The following is an 18,193-nucleotide window of genomic DNA, read 5'->3' on the forward strand; positions in this document are numbered from 1 at the left end:
TCGTTTTTTCAGCTTGCAGGTAACAACTATATATAGTCACTAGTAACTATATTTTATCTATACCTCTAAGATATGCATAATCTCCTATTTTTAAGGGATATAAAAAGAATTAGAAGTATAGTATATGCATAACATACGTTTACAAACGGTTCTGGATTTACAAGAAACCTTCCAAGTTTTTTGTGTGAAATAAAATGTAGGAACATTCATAATCTTATTATCTTTGAGTAGTGAAGTTATTGACCCTCATACTGTCCCTTTATTTTTTGGCACTGAATGTTATGCCATGTAGCGACGCAGAACCTAGTCCTGGAGATGAGGTCGCCGTTATTTCAGACGGTGGTGATGGCCACGGGCATACAGATAATGATTCGTGTTCGCCTTTTTGCCAATGTCATTGCTGTCATACACATACGGTAAATTTTGAGATTTTTAGTTTTGAGCCTTTTCAACCCCTAATTTCTCAGCAAGAGCTTGTCCATTTTGATAGTATGGGCAAAGACATTCTTTACAACTTACTACAACCTCCCCGGGCATAATTCAGTTTTTTAGAGGAAACCTATATCCTGTTGTAATGTGCTTTTTTTAAGTCGTTACCTAATTCCTGTACGTTTACACGTCACGAAGGAAACATCCATTTTTTTAACTGAATTATAGCAATACATATGATTAATAGAATCATTGATTTTTCAATCAATAATAAATTCATTGTAGGTCTGTTTACGCTGGCACTAATTGGTGCGGGTATTTATAGCATGACTCAAGTACCCATAGATGCGGTACCAGATATTACCAACAATCAGGTGCAGGTCATTATACAGTCGCCCAATTTGGGTACTGAAGATATAGAGCAATTTGTAACGTATCCGGTAGAGGTGGCCATGAGCAATTTGCCTAATGTAGAAGAAATACGCTCGGTTTCCCGTTTTGGGCTTTCCGTAGTTACCATTGTTTTTAATGATGAGGTGGGTACGTATCTGCCCAGGCAACTTGTGGCCGAAAAACTACGGGAAGTTCAAGAACAGATTCCAGCAGGGTTTGGTAAGCCTTTTATAGGGCCTATTTCTACAGGTCTAGGTGAAATTTATCAATATGTACTTGAAGTAGAAGAAGCATATAAAGATCAATATTCCATTACGGACTTACGGACTTTTCAAGATTGGATTATCCGCAGGCAAATGGCTATGGTGCCGGGTGTGGTAGAGGTAAATGCCTTTGGTGGAAATCAAAAACAATATGAGGTAACGGTAGACCCAACTGAGTTGCGGGCTATTGATATTTCTATATCCGAGGTATTTTCCGCTTTGGAGAAAAACAACCAGAATACGGGTGGTGCTTATATAGAACGTAACCATCAAGCTAATTTTATTAGGGGAGAAGGTTTGGCCAGAACCGTTTCGGATATTGAAAATATGGTGGTGAAAACCGTAGGTGGTGTCCCTATTAAAATAAAGGATGTTGGCGAGGTGCGTATGGGGAGCGCCGTACGATATGGCGCGCTTACTAAAGACGGAAAAGGCGAGGCTGTTGGGGGTATGATTTTAATGCTTAAAGGTGCCAATTCCAATGAAGTAATAGAAAATGTTATTGAACGTATGGACCAGATTCAGCAATCGTTGCCAGTAGGTGTAAAAGTAGCGCCTTTTCTAGATCGTAGTGAATTGATTGCAGAAACTACGGGTACGGTCAAGGGCAACCTTTTGGAAGGGGGGCTGATCGTGATTTTTGTTTTGGTGCTTTTGTTGGGCAATTGGCGCGGTGGTCTTATTGTGGCATCTACCATTCCGTTATCCTTATTGTTCGCTTTCATACTTATGAATGTTTTTGATGTTTGGGCGAATCTTATGAGTCTTGGCGCCATAGACTTTGGTATTATCGTAGATGGTGCGGTTATCATTGTAGAAGGTACGGTCTTTCTCATGTATTCTTATGTGATGAAAAAAAAGAACGTAACACCAGAAAAGCGTAGCGAGATCTCTGCAAAGGCCTCAAAAAAAATGATGAATGCCGCCTTTTTTGGACAATTGATTATACTGATTGTTTTCCTGCCTATTCTGGCTTTAGAAGGGGTAGAAGGTAAAATGTTTCGTCCTATGGCACTTACTTTTATTTTCGCCATGATCGGGGCCATGCTGTTGTGCCTTACGTACGTACCCATGGTTTCGGCCTTGTTTTTACGCCCCCCAAAGTCAAATAAAAAATCATACGGAGACCGTTTTGTGCATTGGGTAGAAAGGAGGTATCAGCCACTTTTATTAAAATCATTGGCAAAATCAAAACTGATTATTGGTATGGCTGTAGTATTTTTTCTGCTGGCCATATTTACTTTCACCAAAATGGGAGGGGAGTTTATTCCACAATTGGATGAGGGCGATATTGCTTTTCATGCCATTCTAAAACCGGGCAGTTCATTAAGTGAGAGTATAAAAACAACAACCAAGGTTGAGCAAATAGTCAAAGCAAAATTCCCCGAAGTTAAACGGGTCATAAGTAGGATCGGGGTCGCAGATGTTCCCACGGATCCCATGCCTATGGATATTGCCGATGTTTTTGCCATTTTAAGACCACAAAGTGAATGGGAATCTGGGCGAAGCAAGGAAGAGCTTATAAATGATATTAAAGAAGCCATTAGTATTTTGCCTGGGGTGAATTATGAATTTACCCAACCTATAGAAATGCGTTTTAATGAGCTTATTACTGGGGTTAGAGAAGATGTGGCTATTAAGATTTTTGGGGAAGATATGCAGGTTTTGGCCAGTAAGGCCGAAGAAATGGGGAAGCTCATTGCAAATATTCCCGGTGTGGCAGATATGAAGGTGGAAGCAACGGACGGACTTCCGCAAATTACCATTCATTACAACCGAAGCAAATTGGCACAGTATGGTATTGGTGTAAATCAATTGAATAGTTTGGTGCAGGCTGCTTTTGCAGGTGGAAAGGCAGGAGTGATTTTTGAAGGCGAAAAACGATTTGATTTAGTGGTGCGCTTAAAAGAGGAAAACCGGAATAGTATTGAAGATGTGCAAAACCTGTTCGTAAATCTTGAAGATGGGTCTCAGATTCCGCTTAGGGAATTGGCGACCGTAAGTTATGAACCCGGACCAATGCAGATAAGTAGGGACAATACTAACCGCAGAACTTATGTAGGTATTAATATAAGGGATCGAGATGTGAAGTCGGTTGTATTGGATATTCAGGCAAAGTTAGATGCGGAATTCAAACTGCCTGCCGGTTACTTCATTCGTTACGGAGGCGCTTTTGAGAATTTAGAAAGGGCAAGTGCTAAATTACAAATGGTAGTGCCCATAGCGCTGCTACTCATCTTTATCCTTATTTATTTCGCTTTAAAATCCCTTCCTCAAACTATAATGATTTATTTGGCTATTCCCATGGCAACTATTGGGGGCGTATTTGCTTTATGGCTGCGAGATATGCCTTTTAGTATTTCCGCAGGTGTAGGTTTTATTGTGCTTTTTGGAGTTGCAGTGCTGAACGGACTGGTTATGGTAAGTGGATTGAACGAGCTGAAAGAAGAAGGTGTTACCAATCTAAAAGACCGAATTATAGCGGGTACAAAACGGCGTATTCGCCCTATAATGTTAACCGCTTTCACGGATATTTTAGGCTTTCTGCCTATGGCAATTTCGGCTTCTGCGGGAGCTGAGGTACAACGTCCTTTGGCTACCGTGGTTATCGGGGGGCTGCTAACATCAACTTTATTGACGCTTTTTATACTTCCTATTTTTTATCAGTGGGTCGAAAACAGGCAAGAACAAAAATTAAAATTGAAACCACAGCTTAAAACAACCTTACTTATTTCAGTTTTTTTGGTGGTCTCCTTTAATGGGTATAGCCAGGAAACTAAAACTTCATTACCTACTATTTCTTTGGAGAAAGCGGTGGAAACCACTAAGCGTAACTTTCCCTTATTGAAATCCGGTCAATTGCAAATAGAACAACAAGCTTCCCAGAAATCGGAAATTTATGACTTAGGAAATACGTGGCTCTATAGTAGTGGCGAAGAAATTGCGGATAACCGCGGCGTGTATACCTTGGTTGGTGTGGGGCAGCAAAACATAGATGTATTGGGAATTAATGCTAAAAAACAATTGTACAGACAACGTGTTGCACTAGCAGAGGCTACCTATAAACTTTCAGAACTCCAAGTAGAACAGGAAGTGAAGAAAGCTTGGGCTAGGGCGTACCGGGCTAAAAAAGGATACCTCCTGTATCAGGAACTGGATTCGGTCTATTCGCAGTTTCAAAAAGCTATTGAACTAAATTATGAGGTAGAAGCAATTTCAAAGCTGGAATATACTTCTGCCATAAACCAAGCCTTGCAGATGAAAAATAAATACCAACAGGCTCAAGGCGATTATGCCATAGCGTTGCAGCAGTTGAACCTGTGGTTGGCTTCAGATATCTATTATACGGTTTCTGATGTTTTAGGAGATGAGGTAGACGCGGTTTTTGAGGTTCATCCAGATTTTAAAAATCATCCTGAATACCAATTGTCGGAAAAGCGAATTGATGAAGCTCAAGCCGATTTTAAGGCTGCGCAGGCAGAAATGTTACCAAAATTTAATGTGCAGGGTGGTTTACAGCAAATAAATGGAGACAATGGTTTTTATAGCTATCAGGCGGGTATTACGGTTCCTTTCTTTTCGGGTACGGTCCGGAGCAGGAAAAAATCGGCTAAAATCAATACAGAGATTGTAAAAACAGATGCACAATTTGAGCAGCGTCAGTTCATGTCCGAATACCAACAAGCTTTAATGTCCTATCAAAAATGGAGAGCGTCATGGTTATTTTATAAAAACGAGGCGCTTCCTCTTTCCGCAGAGCAACATAAAGGTGCTCTGTTGGCTTACAAAGAGGGGGCAGTGGATTATTTGGGCTTTACCCAAATTATACGTGATGCCGTTCAAACAGAAATGGATGGCCTTGATGCGTTGGATAACTACTTAGAAACTATATACGAACTACAATATTTCAATCAATAAAAACATGAAAAATTCACACAAATATATATCAGTAGCACTGCTCCTTTTTATGCTTGGTCTCAGCTCTTGTGGAGATAGTCAAAAGAAAAAACATACGAACGAAGCAGATCATGATCATATAGAATCTGAGGGGCACGAGGAAGGAACAGAAGAAGTAATGCTAAACCAAAAACAGTATGATGCTTTGCAAATGCAGGCGGATACTTTGCATATGCGGAATATGAGCGGTTATGTTGAAGCAAACGGACAATTAGAAGTGCCACCACAGAACGAAGCAGCCATTACTTCTGTAGTGGGGGCAAACGTAGTAGCTATAGAAGTAATAGAAGGAGATAAAATAGAAAAGGGCCAAACTGTAGCGTATCTTTCTCACCCAAATATCATTCAAAAACAAACCGATTATTTAGACGCTTTTAGTTCTAGTCAGTTTTTGAAAAAAGAATATGAGCGACAGCAAAAATTGTATGGGGCAGGTGTAGGTAGCGGATTGAACTTTCAGAAAGCAGAGGCCGAATATCAAGCATCAAGAGGTAAAGTGATAGGTATGGCCGCGCAGTTAAAGCAATTGAACATAAACGTTGCCGGTGTGCAAAAGGGAACCATTTATCAACGGGTGGCATTAAGTAGTCCTATTGAAGGTCACGTGCAAAAAGTAAATGTGAAAACGGGACAATATGTAGATCCCCAAGCCCATCTCTTTGAAGTAGTGGATACACACCACGTGCATGCTGACCTTATGGTTTTTGAGAAAGATGTGTATAAGATCAAAGAGGGGCAAACGGTTAAGTTTTACGTGCAATCTTTGGGTGATAAGGAGTTGATTGCTGAGATTTATTCCATTGGTAAAACCTTTGAGCAAAGTCCAAAAGCACTACATGTGCATGCGGAGATTGAGAATAAAGAGGGAAATTTAATTCCAGGAATGTATATAAAAGGCAGGATTCAAGTGGCTAATGATGATGTAAAGGCAATTCCAGAAAGTGCCATTGCCAAAAACGGAAATAAGAGTTTTGTATTTACCGTGGAGAAAGAGGGCGATGCATTTCGTTTTGTTCCGCATGAGGTTACTATAGGAAGCGTAGATGATGGTTGGGTGACTATAGATTTTTTCAAAGAAATTGAATTCACCGCTACATTTGCATTTAACAATGCCTATTATTTAATGGCGGAAATGAAAAAAGGGGAGGCAGAACATAGCCACTGAGAAAATTAAAAGCAAAGAGAACGATAAGGATAATAATTAATGGTTTTGAGATGGGTTATATTCTTAAAATCAGGTTTATTTTAATCTATTGAAACCAGTTGGGAACGGGTTGGTAGCTCAAATTTTTGAATGATGAGAGAGGATAAAAAGACAGATACAACAGACGTACATGCGCATGAAATGAATGAGGGATGTTGCGGTTCTGGTGACAGTTGTAGTACGGAAAAGAGTAACAACCCGTACCTGCCGGCTATCCTAAGTTTTACGCTTTTGTTGGCCGGTATGGCAATGGATTATTTTAAAGTGCCATTCTTTCAGGGTTGGGTTCGCCTTATTTGGTATGTAGCGGCCTATATTCCTGTGGGTTTTCCCGTTATGAAAATGGGCTGGAACGCTATTTTAAAAGGACAGTTTTTTACGGAATTTTTTCTAATGACCGTAGCTACTGTAGGTGCTTTTGTACTGGGGGAGTATCCAGAAGGCGTCACGGTAATGTTATTTTATGCTGTTGGCGAACTGTTTCAAGATGCGGCCGTGTCTAGGGCAAAAGGCAATATCCAGGCCTTATTGGATGTCCGGCCCAAAGAGGCGCGAGTTTTTCGCAATGGGGAGTATGTAACCGTAGTGCCGGACAAAGTCAAAATCGGGGAAAAAGTTCAGGTACGTGTAGGGGAGAAGATACCCATAGACGGCATCTTGCTTTCGGAAAAAGCAAGTTTGAACACGGCTGCCATTTCCGGGGAAAGCAAACCCACATCCGCTATTAAAGGAGCTAAAGTATTTGAGGGCAGCATCAATTTGGATGGTGTGGTGGAAGTGGAAAGTTCCAAGGAGTTTAAGGATAGTTCCATTGCCCGTATTCTAGATATGGTTCAGAATGCTACGGCTAGAAAATCTAAGACCGAACTTTTCATTAGAAAATTTGCTAGGATTTATACACCTATCGTAGTGTATTTGGCAATTGCACTTACCTTGTTGCCCTATTTTTTCGTAGAAACATATGCTTTTCAGGATTGGTTGTACCGGGCATTGGTGTTTTTAGTGATTTCATGCCCTTGTGCGCTGGTCATCTCTATTCCCTTGGGATATTTTGGGGGATTGGGTGCGGCATCTAGGAATGGTATTCTGTTTAAAGGCGCATCGTTTTTGGATACCATGACCAAGCTGAATACCATAGCGATGGATAAAACGGGAACGGTGACCAAAGGGGTGTTTAAAATCAGGGATATTGTATTACATGGAAATGGACAAAATGAAAGCACAATCACCCAAAATGAGCTAATGAACTACCTCGCAGCTCTGGAGTCACAATCTACACACCCGATAGCCAAAGCCATAATGGACTTTCATTTGAAGGAAGATTTAGGGTTTAGCGCAACGGAGGTTACCGAAGTAGCCGGCATGGGGCTAAAAGGTACCGTTAACGGTAAAACGGTCTTTGCAGGTAATGAAACTTTATTGACTGCTCATGGCATAAGAGTACCCGATACTGCATTGGCTATAGCGGACAGTTTAGTTGTGATAGCTATTGATGATGCATTTGTGGGGTATGTAACCATTGCGGATGAGTTGAAGGACGATGCCGGGCAGGCCGTTCTGGAAATGGAAAAGACGGGTGTCACCAATATAATAATGCTTTCCGGTGATACGGATGCCATCACTCAAGCGGTAGCAAAAAAACTAAATATAAAAAATGCCAAAGGCGGCCTCTTGCCCGAAGACAAACTGAACGAAGTAGAGCGTCTAAAAAAGAAGCCTGGAGCTACTGTAGCGTTTGTAGGAGATGGAATTAATGATGCGCCAGTATTGGCAGCTAGTGATGTGGGTATCGCAATGGGTGGTCTGGGCAGTGATGTAGCCATAGAAACGGCCGATATTATCATACAGACCGATCAGCCCACCAAAGTGGCACAGGCCATAGAAATAGCAAAATCCACAAGGCGTATCGTTTGGCAGAATATAGCTCTTGCATTTGGTGTCAAAGCTATTGTTCTGCTTTTGGGTGCTTCTGGTATGGCTACCATGTGGGAGGCCGTTTTTGCAGATGTGGGTGTGGCATTGTTGGCAATTCTTAACGCAGTGCGTTTACAGCATATGAAATGGGATTGAGTACAGCGTGTAAAGGCATAGAATTCAGCGGTTAGAACGATTGTTAAAATTGTTAAATTGATGTTATTGAGTTCGGTCAGATACTTTTTTTATGCACTTTTATATTCCAAACAACTTTTACCATGCATCTAAAATTTACCACTACTTTTTTACCACTTCTTTTAACGCTTTTTCTAGCGAATATTAGCCAGGCTCAAAATGGAGAGATCGAGATTACAGGTACGGTCGTGGAAACCGGCGGACAGCCCGTGGCATTTGCTACGGTACTGATTGGCGATAAAGCCACACAAAAAGGAATTACGGGAACCACCACCTTAGATGATGGTACTTTTAGTTTAAAAACGGATGCAGAGAACTTCTTCGTTGAAATTAGTTTTATAGGCTTTGAGAAAAAAAGATTTGATAATCTCGTGTCCGCAAACGGTAAGATAGATTTAAAGGAAATAACACTGGCAGCAGATGCGCAACAACTTTCTGAAGTTGTTGTAGCAGGTGAGGTGTCACGAACACAGTTTAAGTTAGATAAACGTGTTTTTAACGTAGGAAAAGATATTAGTAGCACAGGCGCTAGTGCATTGGAGGTGCTGAACAATGTACCTTCCGTAAATGTAAATATCGAAGGGCAAATTAGCTTACGCGGAAGCCAAGGGGTACAGGTATTGATAAATGGAAAACCTTCTATTCTAACCGGAGAAGGTGGGAATGCCTTGGGTACGATTACTTCGGATATGATAGAACGGGTAGAGGTGATTACCAATCCATCGGCGAAATATGATGCGGAAGGTACCTCGGGAATCATAAATATCGTCATAAAGAAAGAAGAACGGGAGGGCCTTAACGGTTCAATTAGTTTAAATACGGGGTCTCCGGACAATCATAGCTTTGGTTTAAGTCTCAACCGCCGTACAGAACGCTTTAATCTCTTTAGTCAACTTGGAGCGGGATATAGAGAACTTCCGAACGATGTAGAAAATATCAATCGGGATTTGACCGATGGTTCATCTATAGCCTCCGTAGGTGAGGAGTTTAGAAATGAGGAGTTTTATAATATCATTCTCGGTACGGACTATTACATCAATGATAATAATGTATTGACCCTTTCAGGGAATTTTGCCTATGAAATAGAGGACCAGCCCTCACAAACCAATTATGAATCTAGGGATGGGGACAACCAATTAATTTCGGAATGGGAACGTACGGAAACTACCGAAGCAACAAATCCCAAATATCAATATGAACTTCAGTATAAAAGCGATTTTAAGGACCATGAAGACCATGATCTTTTATTCAGTGCTTTGGGTAATTTCTTTGGAAAAGACCAGTCTTCGGATTTTGAGGATTTCACTATTTCAGGGGATGATCAAGATGCTGTTCAGCGCACGCGAACCGAGTTTAAAGAAGCGGAGTATACGTTTAAATTAGATTATACCAGACCCTTTACCGAAGAATGGACTATGGAAGCTGGGGGGCAGTATGTGATGAACGATGTAAGTAACGATTATGAGGTGCAAGACCTGATAAGCGGTGCTTACGTGTCCGATACCAATTTAACCAATGTATTTGAATACGACCAAAAGGTGTTTGCCCTTTATGGAACAGGAGCTTATGAAGGTGAAAAATGGGGCATAAAGGCTGGGGTACGTATGGAACAGACCAACCTTAACACCTTACTGAAAAATACGAACGAAGCGAACGAGCAGAAGTATTCCAATCTTTTTCCTAGTGCGCATACCTCATATAAGTTTACCGATAAAGTTTCTATGCAAGCGGGTTATTCACGAAGGGTGTATCGCCCGGATTTATGGGATTTGAATCCGTTTTTTAATATCAGAAATAATTTCAATATCCGTCAAGGTAATCCAGATTTACAACCAGAATTCACCGATTCGTACGAGGTTACCAGTATTTTTATTCTTGAAAAAGCATCCTTGAACGCCAGTGTTTATCATCGTTATACTACAGATGTAATTGAGTCTATCAATACATTGGAAGGAGACGTGAATATTAGCAAACCAGAGAATATCGGAACCAACAAAGCAACAGGTGTGGAGTTCAATGCAAAGTATAGTCCGCTAAAATGGTTTACCGCAACTACGGATTTAAACTATAACAGATTTGTAAGAGAAGGGAGCCTCGATACCCTAAATTTCGATTTTAATGCGGATAGATGGTCTGCTAAACTTATGGCCAAAATTAAAATGCCCGCCGATATAGATTTTGAAGCAACCGGTAATTACCAAAGTAGCTATGAGACCGTACAAGGAAAAACCAGTGACAACCTCTTTCTGGACCTTGGTGCTCGCCGAAAAATCCTTAAAGGTAAAGGTGTGGTTAGTCTAGGCGTTAGGGATGTTTTTGCCTCACGGGTACAAGAATCCGAAATTACCCAAGATACTTTTTCAACATATAGTCGTAGACAAAGGGGCAGGTTTATTACATTTGGCTTTAGCTATGGTTTTGGTAAAGGTGAAGCCATGGAGTATTCGGGAAGAAGAAGGTAAACCAACAAACCAAACCAACTATGGGAAGAAAAACAGAAGAAAAGATGCGTACCTACCACAGGTACTTAGGCTTTTTCTTGGCAGGAATAATGGCCATGTACGCTATAAGCGGTATTATTTTAATTTTTAGGGATACGGATTTTCTTAAAAAAGAAGTTGCCGTAGAAAAAACAATAAAACCTAATATAAAGGCAGAAGATGTTGGCAAGGCTTTGAAGATTAAACACTTTAAAGTAGAAAAAGAGGAGGGAGGAACTGTTTATTTTGAAGGCGGAACCTATGATAGTCAGACTGGATTTACCACATACACTCAGAAAAATTTACCTTATGTTTTGGGAAAAATGACCAAAATACACAAAGCAACTTCTAGTCAGCCTTTATTTTTCTTGAATATTTTCTTTGGTGCGGCACTGCTATTCTTTGTAATATCTGCTTTTTGGATGTTCAGACCTAGTGCTCCTATATTCAAGAAGGGTATTTATTTTGCCCTTGGCGGACTGGTACTTACCCTTATTTTACTGTTTGTTTAATTAGGAGTCCAGAAGCCCAATTTTAATGGCATGTTTGGTAAGACCTGCTAAATTTTTCACCTGTAATTTAGAGATTAAGTTCTTACGATAGCTCTCTATGGTGTGCTTGCTCAGGAAAAGTTCATCTGCAATTTCTTGGGTAGTATATTCATCCGCAATGAGTTTAAGTACCTCTTTTTCTCGGTCGGTTAGATGAACTTCTTCTTGTTTTTTATTTTCGAACATAGCGTCTGTATAGACACGTTTTACTTCTTGTGAAAAGTATTTTTCTCCTTTAACTATAGTTCGCATGGCAGCTAGGAGTTCGTCCTTTTCTGCATTCTTCGGAACATAACCGTCAACATTGTTTTGAATGAGTTTCTCGATCATTCCTCCATCAATATGCATACTTACCACTAATGTTTTTAGGGTAGGGTATTTTTCTTTTACAATACGGTTCAGTTCAATACCATCCATTTCCGGCATGCTGAGGTCGGTAATGAGCAAGTGAAGTTCATTGGCCCCGTTAATGTCTAGATATTTAACCACCTGCGCACCATTTTTAGCCGTAGTAGCTACTAAAAATTCAGGGGCATCGTTTAAGATGCTCAGTAAACCATCTATAAACATTTTATGGTCATCTGCTATGATGAGGTTATATTTCATGTGATATTTTTTTTATAGGTATTTCAATAGCTATTACGGTTCCTCTGTTGGGTGTTGAGTCTATGTGAAGCGTGCCGTTAAGTTGGGTGATTCTACTTTGTATATTCTCAAAACCGATACCGTGGTTCGTTGCTGTGGTGTCAAAACCTTTGCCGTTGTCTTCAAAAAGTAAGGATAGTTCATGGTTTAAAAGACTCAGGTGAAGGTCTACTTTTGAAGCTTCCGCATGTTTTAACGTATTGGTCATTAACTCCTGTATCATCTTAAAAAGTTCCATTTGGACCGTATCGTCAATCGCATTAATATCCACTTCAGGATGTGGGTGAAAACCTATTTTTAGTGTTCCGCTACGCGAAATAGAGGCAATATATTCCCGTATCAAATCGGAAAAAGCATTTTGTCTAAACTTTTTGGGAATCAGCGTGTGTGAGATGTCCCGTACCAATTGATATGTCTCGTCCAATTGTCCGTTAATATCTTTCCATCTATCGGATTCACTGGTCATGGAAGCTACTTGCAACTTTATTCCGGCAAGGTTGCCACCAATACTATCATGTAGTTCTTGGGCAATTCTTTTCCGCTCTTCATCTTGCCCATCAATAGATGCTTTAATAAGGTTAAGTTCTTGTTCCTGTTTTAGCGTAGTAACCTTTTGTTGATTAATTATTTCTTGCTTTTTGTTCAATTCGCTTTGCGTCTGTATCTTTTGATAGTAGACATAGAGTAAAGCGATTATAGGAATTAGAATCACGAGGAAACCAATAAGAAATGCTTTTTGAACGGTCTTCTGCCTTTTGAGTTCTGCAGCCTTGATGAGTTGGTCTTCCTCAAGGCTGGAAATAGCCTTTTCTTTTTCTAGAGTTTCATATTGAATTTCTAGTTCTTTTATGATTTCCCGTTGTTGTTTGGTATTTATTTGATGGTTGACACCGGACAATTGGGTCATTACCGCGTACGCATTTTTATAATCATCTAACTTGGCAAAACTCCTGGCCTGTATCATCAAAGCTTCTTTTTGAAACTGAAGGTTTTCGCGATCTATGGCGTTGATATAGGCAAAACTCAATGCAATATTTGCGGTTTTGTACATTTCCTCTTTATAGTACAATTTGGCCAAGAGCAATGAGCCTTCAAAATAGATAGCGGTAAAATCACGGGCCAAAGCTTGATTCCTAACGGATTCATACCCTTGAAATGCCTTTTCATAATCTTGTTGTGCTTCGGCAAGTTTGGCTAAATTTAATTTAGCCGATAATTCTTTTTCTGCATCTTTAAAGTCCAACGCCATGCGCAATGCCTCTTCGTAGTCTGTACGGGCAAGGTCATATTCTTGTTTAAAAAGATGGGCATTACCCATGAGAAGATGGGCTTGTATGGTCAGTTTTGGAAATTCTGTTCCATAATTCAATACGGCTTTGGTAAGCACCACTAGCGCTTTATCCGTTTCTGATTTTAGGATGTAGTTGTGTGATAGACCTATTTTATTCCGGTATTGAAATTCAGTGGAGTTCGTAGCTTCTGCATCTTGAAGCCCTTTTATATGCCATTCAATAGATTTGTCTAAAAGGCCATTAAAATGATTTCCGATGCCTAAAAAGTAATGTGCTTTAGCATAGTGGAACGTTTTTAAGGAGTCCGGTTTTTGCCAGTTGCCCAATTCTTTTACGTAAAGATTGCCATAGTGTAAAATGGAATCCGTGTTGCCTCTTGTAATATGTTCTTCCATTAATTGCTCAAATATGGAAAACCGCTGATTTCCAAACTCGGCATATTTTAAAGCTTCGTAATGTGATTTTAACGATTCTTCCTGATGGGTTGGAATGGTCGAAAAAGTGATGCGTGGCGGTGGGGCATGCAAGTCTTTCCCAGATTCTTGGGCATGCAGATTTAAAGCGCCCAACAGAATAACTGTTGCCAATAAACAGTAGATGTGCAACAAACGGAAAAAATAGGATTTATGTTTTGTTTTCAGCGGTATGGTTTTATCCTGGTAAATAGATTCGTTTTAAATCGTTTCCTTCCAATTCAACAACTTTTTTCTCTATATATTTTATGAGTTCGGGACAATCCGTTTGGTAATCATCGCAAATTACGGTTTTTGATTTTCCATTCGTAGTCAAGGTCACGATAAGTTGACTGTTACATGAGGTTTCTGAACCATAGTGGGTTTTCAGGTTCCAAAAACCTTGAGCTTCTAGCTTTTTGAAAAAGCCTAAAGTTTGTAAACTGTCTAAAAAAGTCTGACTATTTTCATTGTAAGTTGCCGTTTCAAAATTGGACGAAATACCGGGAATATGCGAGATTTTGTTCTTTACGATTTTAAACGAATCAAAATGAAAAGCCCCGCGTTGAACTAATAAAGAATATTGGTTGACTTTACTTAAATGCGATAAATCTTTATTTTCAACTGATTTGTTATTGAAATAAATGGCGAAAGCCAGACAGATGAGCAGGAGTTTTGGGTAGATATATTTCATAGTTCAGGTTCTTTAGTGGTACAAATGTCATGTTTTGCACCACCGAAAAATATACCTGTAACCGTGAAATGTTACCCCCTGAAAACAGGGGTAAGTAGTTATGTAGTGCTAATCTCTTTTTCCTTTAGAATGGAGGAAATTATCATTTTAGCATGTATTCTAGAGTTTTCAATAAACCATTTATGGGTTTCCATACCACCGCAAATCACACCGGCCAAGTAAATGCCGGCAACATTGGTTTCCATGGTTTCTGGGTCATATTGAGGTAGCTTCTTGGCGTCTTCTGAAAGTTTAATACCCATATGGGTTATAAAATCAAAATTGGGCATGTAACCGGTCAAAGCCAATACAAAGTCGTTCTGAAGGGTAACCGTTCCTTCTGGAGTATCAATTACAATTTCACTTTGCCGCACTTCCGTTAATTTCGAATTAAAGTAGGCTTTAATACTGCCCTCCTCAATACGGTTGATTATATCAGGACGAACCCAGTATTTTACCCTGGGGCCAACTTCGTCACCTCTAATAATTAAAGTAACCTCGGCACCTTTGCGGTAACATTCTAAAGCAGCATCAATAGCCGAATTACTGGCGCCTACAACAGCCAGTTTTTGACTGGCATAAAAATGCGGGTCTTTGTAATAGTGAGCTATCTTAGGTAAGTCTTCTCCCGGTATGTTCAGCGTATTTGGTAAGTCATAAAATCCGGTAGCCACAATAACTTTGTCCGCGGTGTACGTATTTTTTGAGGAAACGATCGAAAATCCATTCTGTGTCTTTTCTACGTTTTTCACTTTTTCAAATAGCCTTATATTTAAATCATTGGAGGTAACTATCCTTCTGTAATATTCTAACGCTTCATTGCGTTTAGGTTTTGCCTCTGTGCTTATAAATGGAATGTTATCTATTTCCAACTTTTCCGAAGAAGAGAAAAACTGCATGTTCTGCGGATAGTTGAACAATGAATTTACGATAGGGCCTTTTTCAAGAATCACGTAGTTCAATCCATTTTTTTGGGCTTCAAGGGCACATGCTATTCCTATAGGTCCTCCACCTATAATTACAACTCGAAAATGCTCCATCTATCCGTAGATTTTTTAAGTTCTTGAATTGTTTTCGTTGGGTCTTCGGTCTTAAAAATAAAGCTGCCTGCCACAAGAATATCCGCTCCTGCTTTTATAAGGGCTTTGGCATTTTTGGAATTTACCCCACCATCAACCTCAATCAAAGTAGAGGCATCGGATTCTTTAATCAATTCCTTTAGGTTGTGTATTTTTTCGTACGTATTCTCTATAAAACTTTGTCCGCCAAAACCAGGGTTAACACTCATAATGAGAACAATGTCCAAATCTTTGATTATATTTTTGAGCAAGTTAACATTGGTATGTGGGTTCAATGCTACCCCAGCTTTCATTCCTTCCGCCTTTATAGCCTGTATGGTTCGGTGTAAATGCGTGCAAGCTTCATAATGAACCGTAAGGTGTGTTGCGCCCAATTCAGCAAAAGTTTTAATATAGCGGTCTGGGTCAACAATCATTAAATGCACATCTAATGGCTTAGTGGCATGCTCAGCAATTGTTTTCACAACTGGCATGCCGTATGATATATTAGGAACAAAAACGCCGTCCATTATGTCAATATGGTGCCAATCAGCATCACTGTTGTTTACCATTTCTATATCGCGCTGTAAGTTGCCAAAATCGGCCGCTAGAAGAGAAGGTGCAATTTTTGTTTTGCTCATTTTGTGTCTGTTAAAAAGAATTTATGCAAAAGTAGTGAATTGTGTTTTTACGAAGTAACGCATACCGGCTAAAGAATAACACCGTACGGAGTTAGTTGTTTTTCAGATATTCGTCGATCTCTTGTAAATAGCCTTGTTTTTCTTGTTCCGATAACCAACTTGCCTTAAACCCATTTTTTGCCAGTTCCGCAATTTGCGACTTCGATAAATTTAAGGCCTTGGTTATTTCCCAAAAATTTTCGTTCATATACCCGCCAAAATAAGCAGGGTCATCAGAGTTGATAGTGACCAGTAAATTGTGTTCCATCATGGTGGGCAGTGCATATTCTTTTAAATCCTGAATAACTTTAAGCTCAAGATTGGATAAGGGGCACAGGGTAAGTGGCATTTGCTGCTCAACTAGTCTTTTTACCAAATCAGCATCGTCCAGACAACGGTTGCCATGGTCAATTCTGGTGACTTTTAGGAGGTCTAGCGCTTCCTTAATATATTCCGAAGGGCCTTCTTCGCCCGCATGGGCTACCGTTAAAAAACCTTCGTTAAGGGCCTTTTCAAAGACCCGTTGAAATTTAGAAGGCGGGTTGCCCACCTCCGAAGAATCCAATCCTACGGCTACAATTTTATCTTTATGGGGTAAAGCCTGTTCTAAGGTTTTAAAGGCCGAAGCTTCATCTAGATGCCTCAAGAAACTCATAATTAGCCTGAAACTTATGCCCAATTGTTTTTGACCGTCTTCTAGTGCATTGTAAATTCCGTTTAAAACGAATTCAAAAGGAACGTTACGGTCCGTATGGGTTTGAGGGTCAAAGAAAATCTCTACGTGTTTTACGTTTTGCTCATGAACTTTTGTCAAATACGCCCAAGTAAGATCATAAAAATCTTGCTCCGTAAGTAGAACAGAAGCCCCTGCATAATAGATGTCTAGAAACTCTTGAAGATTATTGAAACTATAGGCTTGTTTAATTTCGTCAACATTGGCATATTTAATTTTAATGTTATTGCGTTTTGCAATCTTAAACATAAGTTCAGGTTCAAAAGAGCCTTCAATATGTAAATGGAGTTCGGTTTTTGGCAATCCTTGAATAAAGGAAAGCATTTCAGAATCTTTCATAGACAAACGCGTTAAATTTTTGAATACCAATGAGATACTTCAAGTTAATCGTTTTTTTATAAATATCGACTAATTTAAAATTTAGTATGGTCAACTAACAGTCGTAATGGAGGGTGATTACTTTCTTCTTTATTGGATGTTCTTAAGCCCTTCATAGACCGCGATACCTACGGCATTGGCTAGGTTTAAACTTCGAATGTGTTCACTATAAAGTGGAATTTTATACAAACTGTCTTTGTACGAAGATACCAAGGAGGAAGGTAAGCCTACGGATTCTTTGCCAAAAACAAGAAATTGACCATCCTCAAATGGAATGGACCAGTGATTTTTAGTGCCATGACTAGAAAACAATATTAGATTTTTCTCACCGTGTTGCGACAAAAAGTCGTCCAGACTTTCGTAAATGTGTACCTCTAAATGGGGCCAGTAGTCAAGTCCTGCACGTTTTAAGCGTTTGTCGTTTAATTCAAAGCCAAATGGTTTAACGAGATGTAAGGTAGACCCTGAGCCAAGTGCCAATCTGCCAATATTTCCGGTGTTGTTGGGTATTTCGGGTTCTACAAGTACAATGTTGAAGGGCATATAACAATCTATTTATGAAAAGATTTCAAATATAACTGTTCTACCTTGGTTCGGGCCCATGGTGTACGCCTTAAAAATTTTAAAGACGACTTAATTGTAGGGTTGCTTTTAAAACAATTGATGTTTATACGTTCTGCCAATTCTTCCCATGAGTATTTTTTTCTCAACTGTTCCAATATGTCCACTAATTTTACACCGTGTAATGGATTGTTAGGTTGGGTGTTGGATGATTTTTTTTCGGATTCCATAGTGGTACTTTAAATGTGTGATTCTTGTTATTTTCCATCAGGCCC

The 18,193-nt window shown here is 39.7% G+C and carries 14 protein-coding genes; 6 read left to right on the forward strand and 8 right to left on the reverse strand.

The genetic code is table 11. From position 1 onward, the window contains the following. Positions 1-230 precede the first annotated feature (230 nt). From P0077_RS13065 to P0077_RS13090, 6 genes are all read left to right on the forward strand, one after another. Complete coding sequence (locus P0077_RS13065; protein WP_349292951.1) at positions 231-539, forward strand: DUF6660 family protein; 309 nt, start codon at positions 231-233, stop codon at positions 537-539. Between the two features lie 126 nt (positions 540-665). After that, entirely contained in the window at positions 666-5,003 is a 4,338-nt protein-coding gene (locus P0077_RS13070; protein ID WP_276165673.1) for a CusA/CzcA family heavy metal efflux RND transporter, read from the forward strand. A 4-nt stretch (positions 5,004-5,007) separates the two neighbouring features. Then, the gene (locus P0077_RS13075) at positions 5,008-6,207 is read left to right on the forward strand and encodes an efflux RND transporter periplasmic adaptor subunit (protein WP_276165674.1); all 1,200 of its coding nucleotides are present in this window, start codon (positions 5,008-5,010) and stop codon (positions 6,205-6,207) included. 180 nt (positions 6,208-6,387) lie between these two features. Then, the gene (locus P0077_RS13080; protein WP_276169203.1) at positions 6,388-8,316 is read left to right on the forward strand and encodes a heavy metal translocating P-type ATPase; all 1,929 of its coding nucleotides are present in this window, start codon (positions 6,388-6,390) and stop codon (positions 8,314-8,316) included. 122 nt (positions 8,317-8,438) lie between these two features. Next, positions 8,439-10,817 carry a TonB-dependent receptor gene (locus tag P0077_RS13085; protein WP_276165675.1) on the forward strand — a complete coding sequence of 793 codons (2,379 nt, stop codon included), beginning with the start codon at positions 8,439-8,441 and terminating at the stop codon, positions 10,815-10,817. A gap of 20 nt (positions 10,818-10,837) precedes the next feature. Further along, complete coding sequence (locus P0077_RS13090; RefSeq protein WP_276165676.1) at positions 10,838-11,347, forward strand: hypothetical protein; 510 nt, start codon at positions 10,838-10,840, stop codon at positions 11,345-11,347. Here P0077_RS13090 and P0077_RS13095 read toward each other — a convergent pair whose 3' ends face one another. The 8 genes from P0077_RS13095 to P0077_RS13130 form a co-directional block, all read right to left on the reverse strand. Then, positions 11,348-11,992 (reverse strand): response regulator, encoded by a 645-nt coding sequence (locus P0077_RS13095; RefSeq protein ID WP_276165677.1) that lies wholly within the window; start codon positions 11,990-11,992, stop codon positions 11,348-11,350. After that, on the reverse strand, positions 11,982-13,910 hold the full coding sequence (locus P0077_RS13100) for a tetratricopeptide repeat-containing sensor histidine kinase (protein WP_276165678.1): 1,929 nt from the start codon (positions 13,908-13,910) through the stop codon (positions 11,982-11,984). Before P0077_RS13100 ends, P0077_RS13095 begins: the two co-directional genes overlap by 11 nt. Before the next feature lie 64 nt (positions 13,911-13,974). Next, a complete protein-coding gene (locus P0077_RS13105; RefSeq protein ID WP_276165679.1) occupies positions 13,975-14,469 on the reverse strand; it encodes a hypothetical protein in 495 nt (164 codons plus the stop codon). Positions 14,470-14,567: 98 nt separating this feature from the next. Continuing rightward, positions 14,568-15,548: a YpdA family putative bacillithiol disulfide reductase gene (locus P0077_RS13110; protein WP_276165680.1), complete on the reverse strand. Its 981-nt coding sequence runs from the start codon at positions 15,546-15,548 to the stop codon at positions 14,568-14,570. Continuing rightward, complete coding sequence (gene rpe, locus P0077_RS13115) at positions 15,527-16,207, reverse strand: ribulose-phosphate 3-epimerase (RefSeq protein WP_276165681.1); 681 nt, start codon at positions 16,205-16,207, stop codon at positions 15,527-15,529. The genes P0077_RS13110 and rpe overlap by 22 nt, the downstream gene beginning before the upstream one ends. Positions 16,208-16,298: 91 nt before the next feature. Then, positions 16,299-17,318: an adenosine deaminase gene (locus tag P0077_RS13120; protein ID WP_276165682.1), complete on the reverse strand. Its 1,020-nt coding sequence runs from the start codon at positions 17,316-17,318 to the stop codon at positions 16,299-16,301. 129 nt (positions 17,319-17,447) lie between these two features. Continuing rightward, positions 17,448-17,900, reverse strand: a complete 453-nt coding sequence (locus P0077_RS13125) for a tRNA (cytidine(34)-2'-O)-methyltransferase (RefSeq protein WP_276165683.1) — start codon at positions 17,898-17,900, stop codon at positions 17,448-17,450. An 8-nt stretch (positions 17,901-17,908) separates the two neighbouring features. Further along, entirely contained in the window at positions 17,909-18,148 is a 240-nt protein-coding gene (locus P0077_RS13130) for a VF530 family protein (protein ID WP_276165684.1), read from the reverse strand. Between the last annotated feature and the right edge of the window lie 45 nt (positions 18,149-18,193).

The sequence above is a fragment of the Zobellia alginiliquefaciens genome (assembly GCF_029323795.1).
Classification (GTDB): domain Bacteria; phylum Bacteroidota; class Bacteroidia; order Flavobacteriales; family Flavobacteriaceae; genus Zobellia; species Zobellia alginiliquefaciens.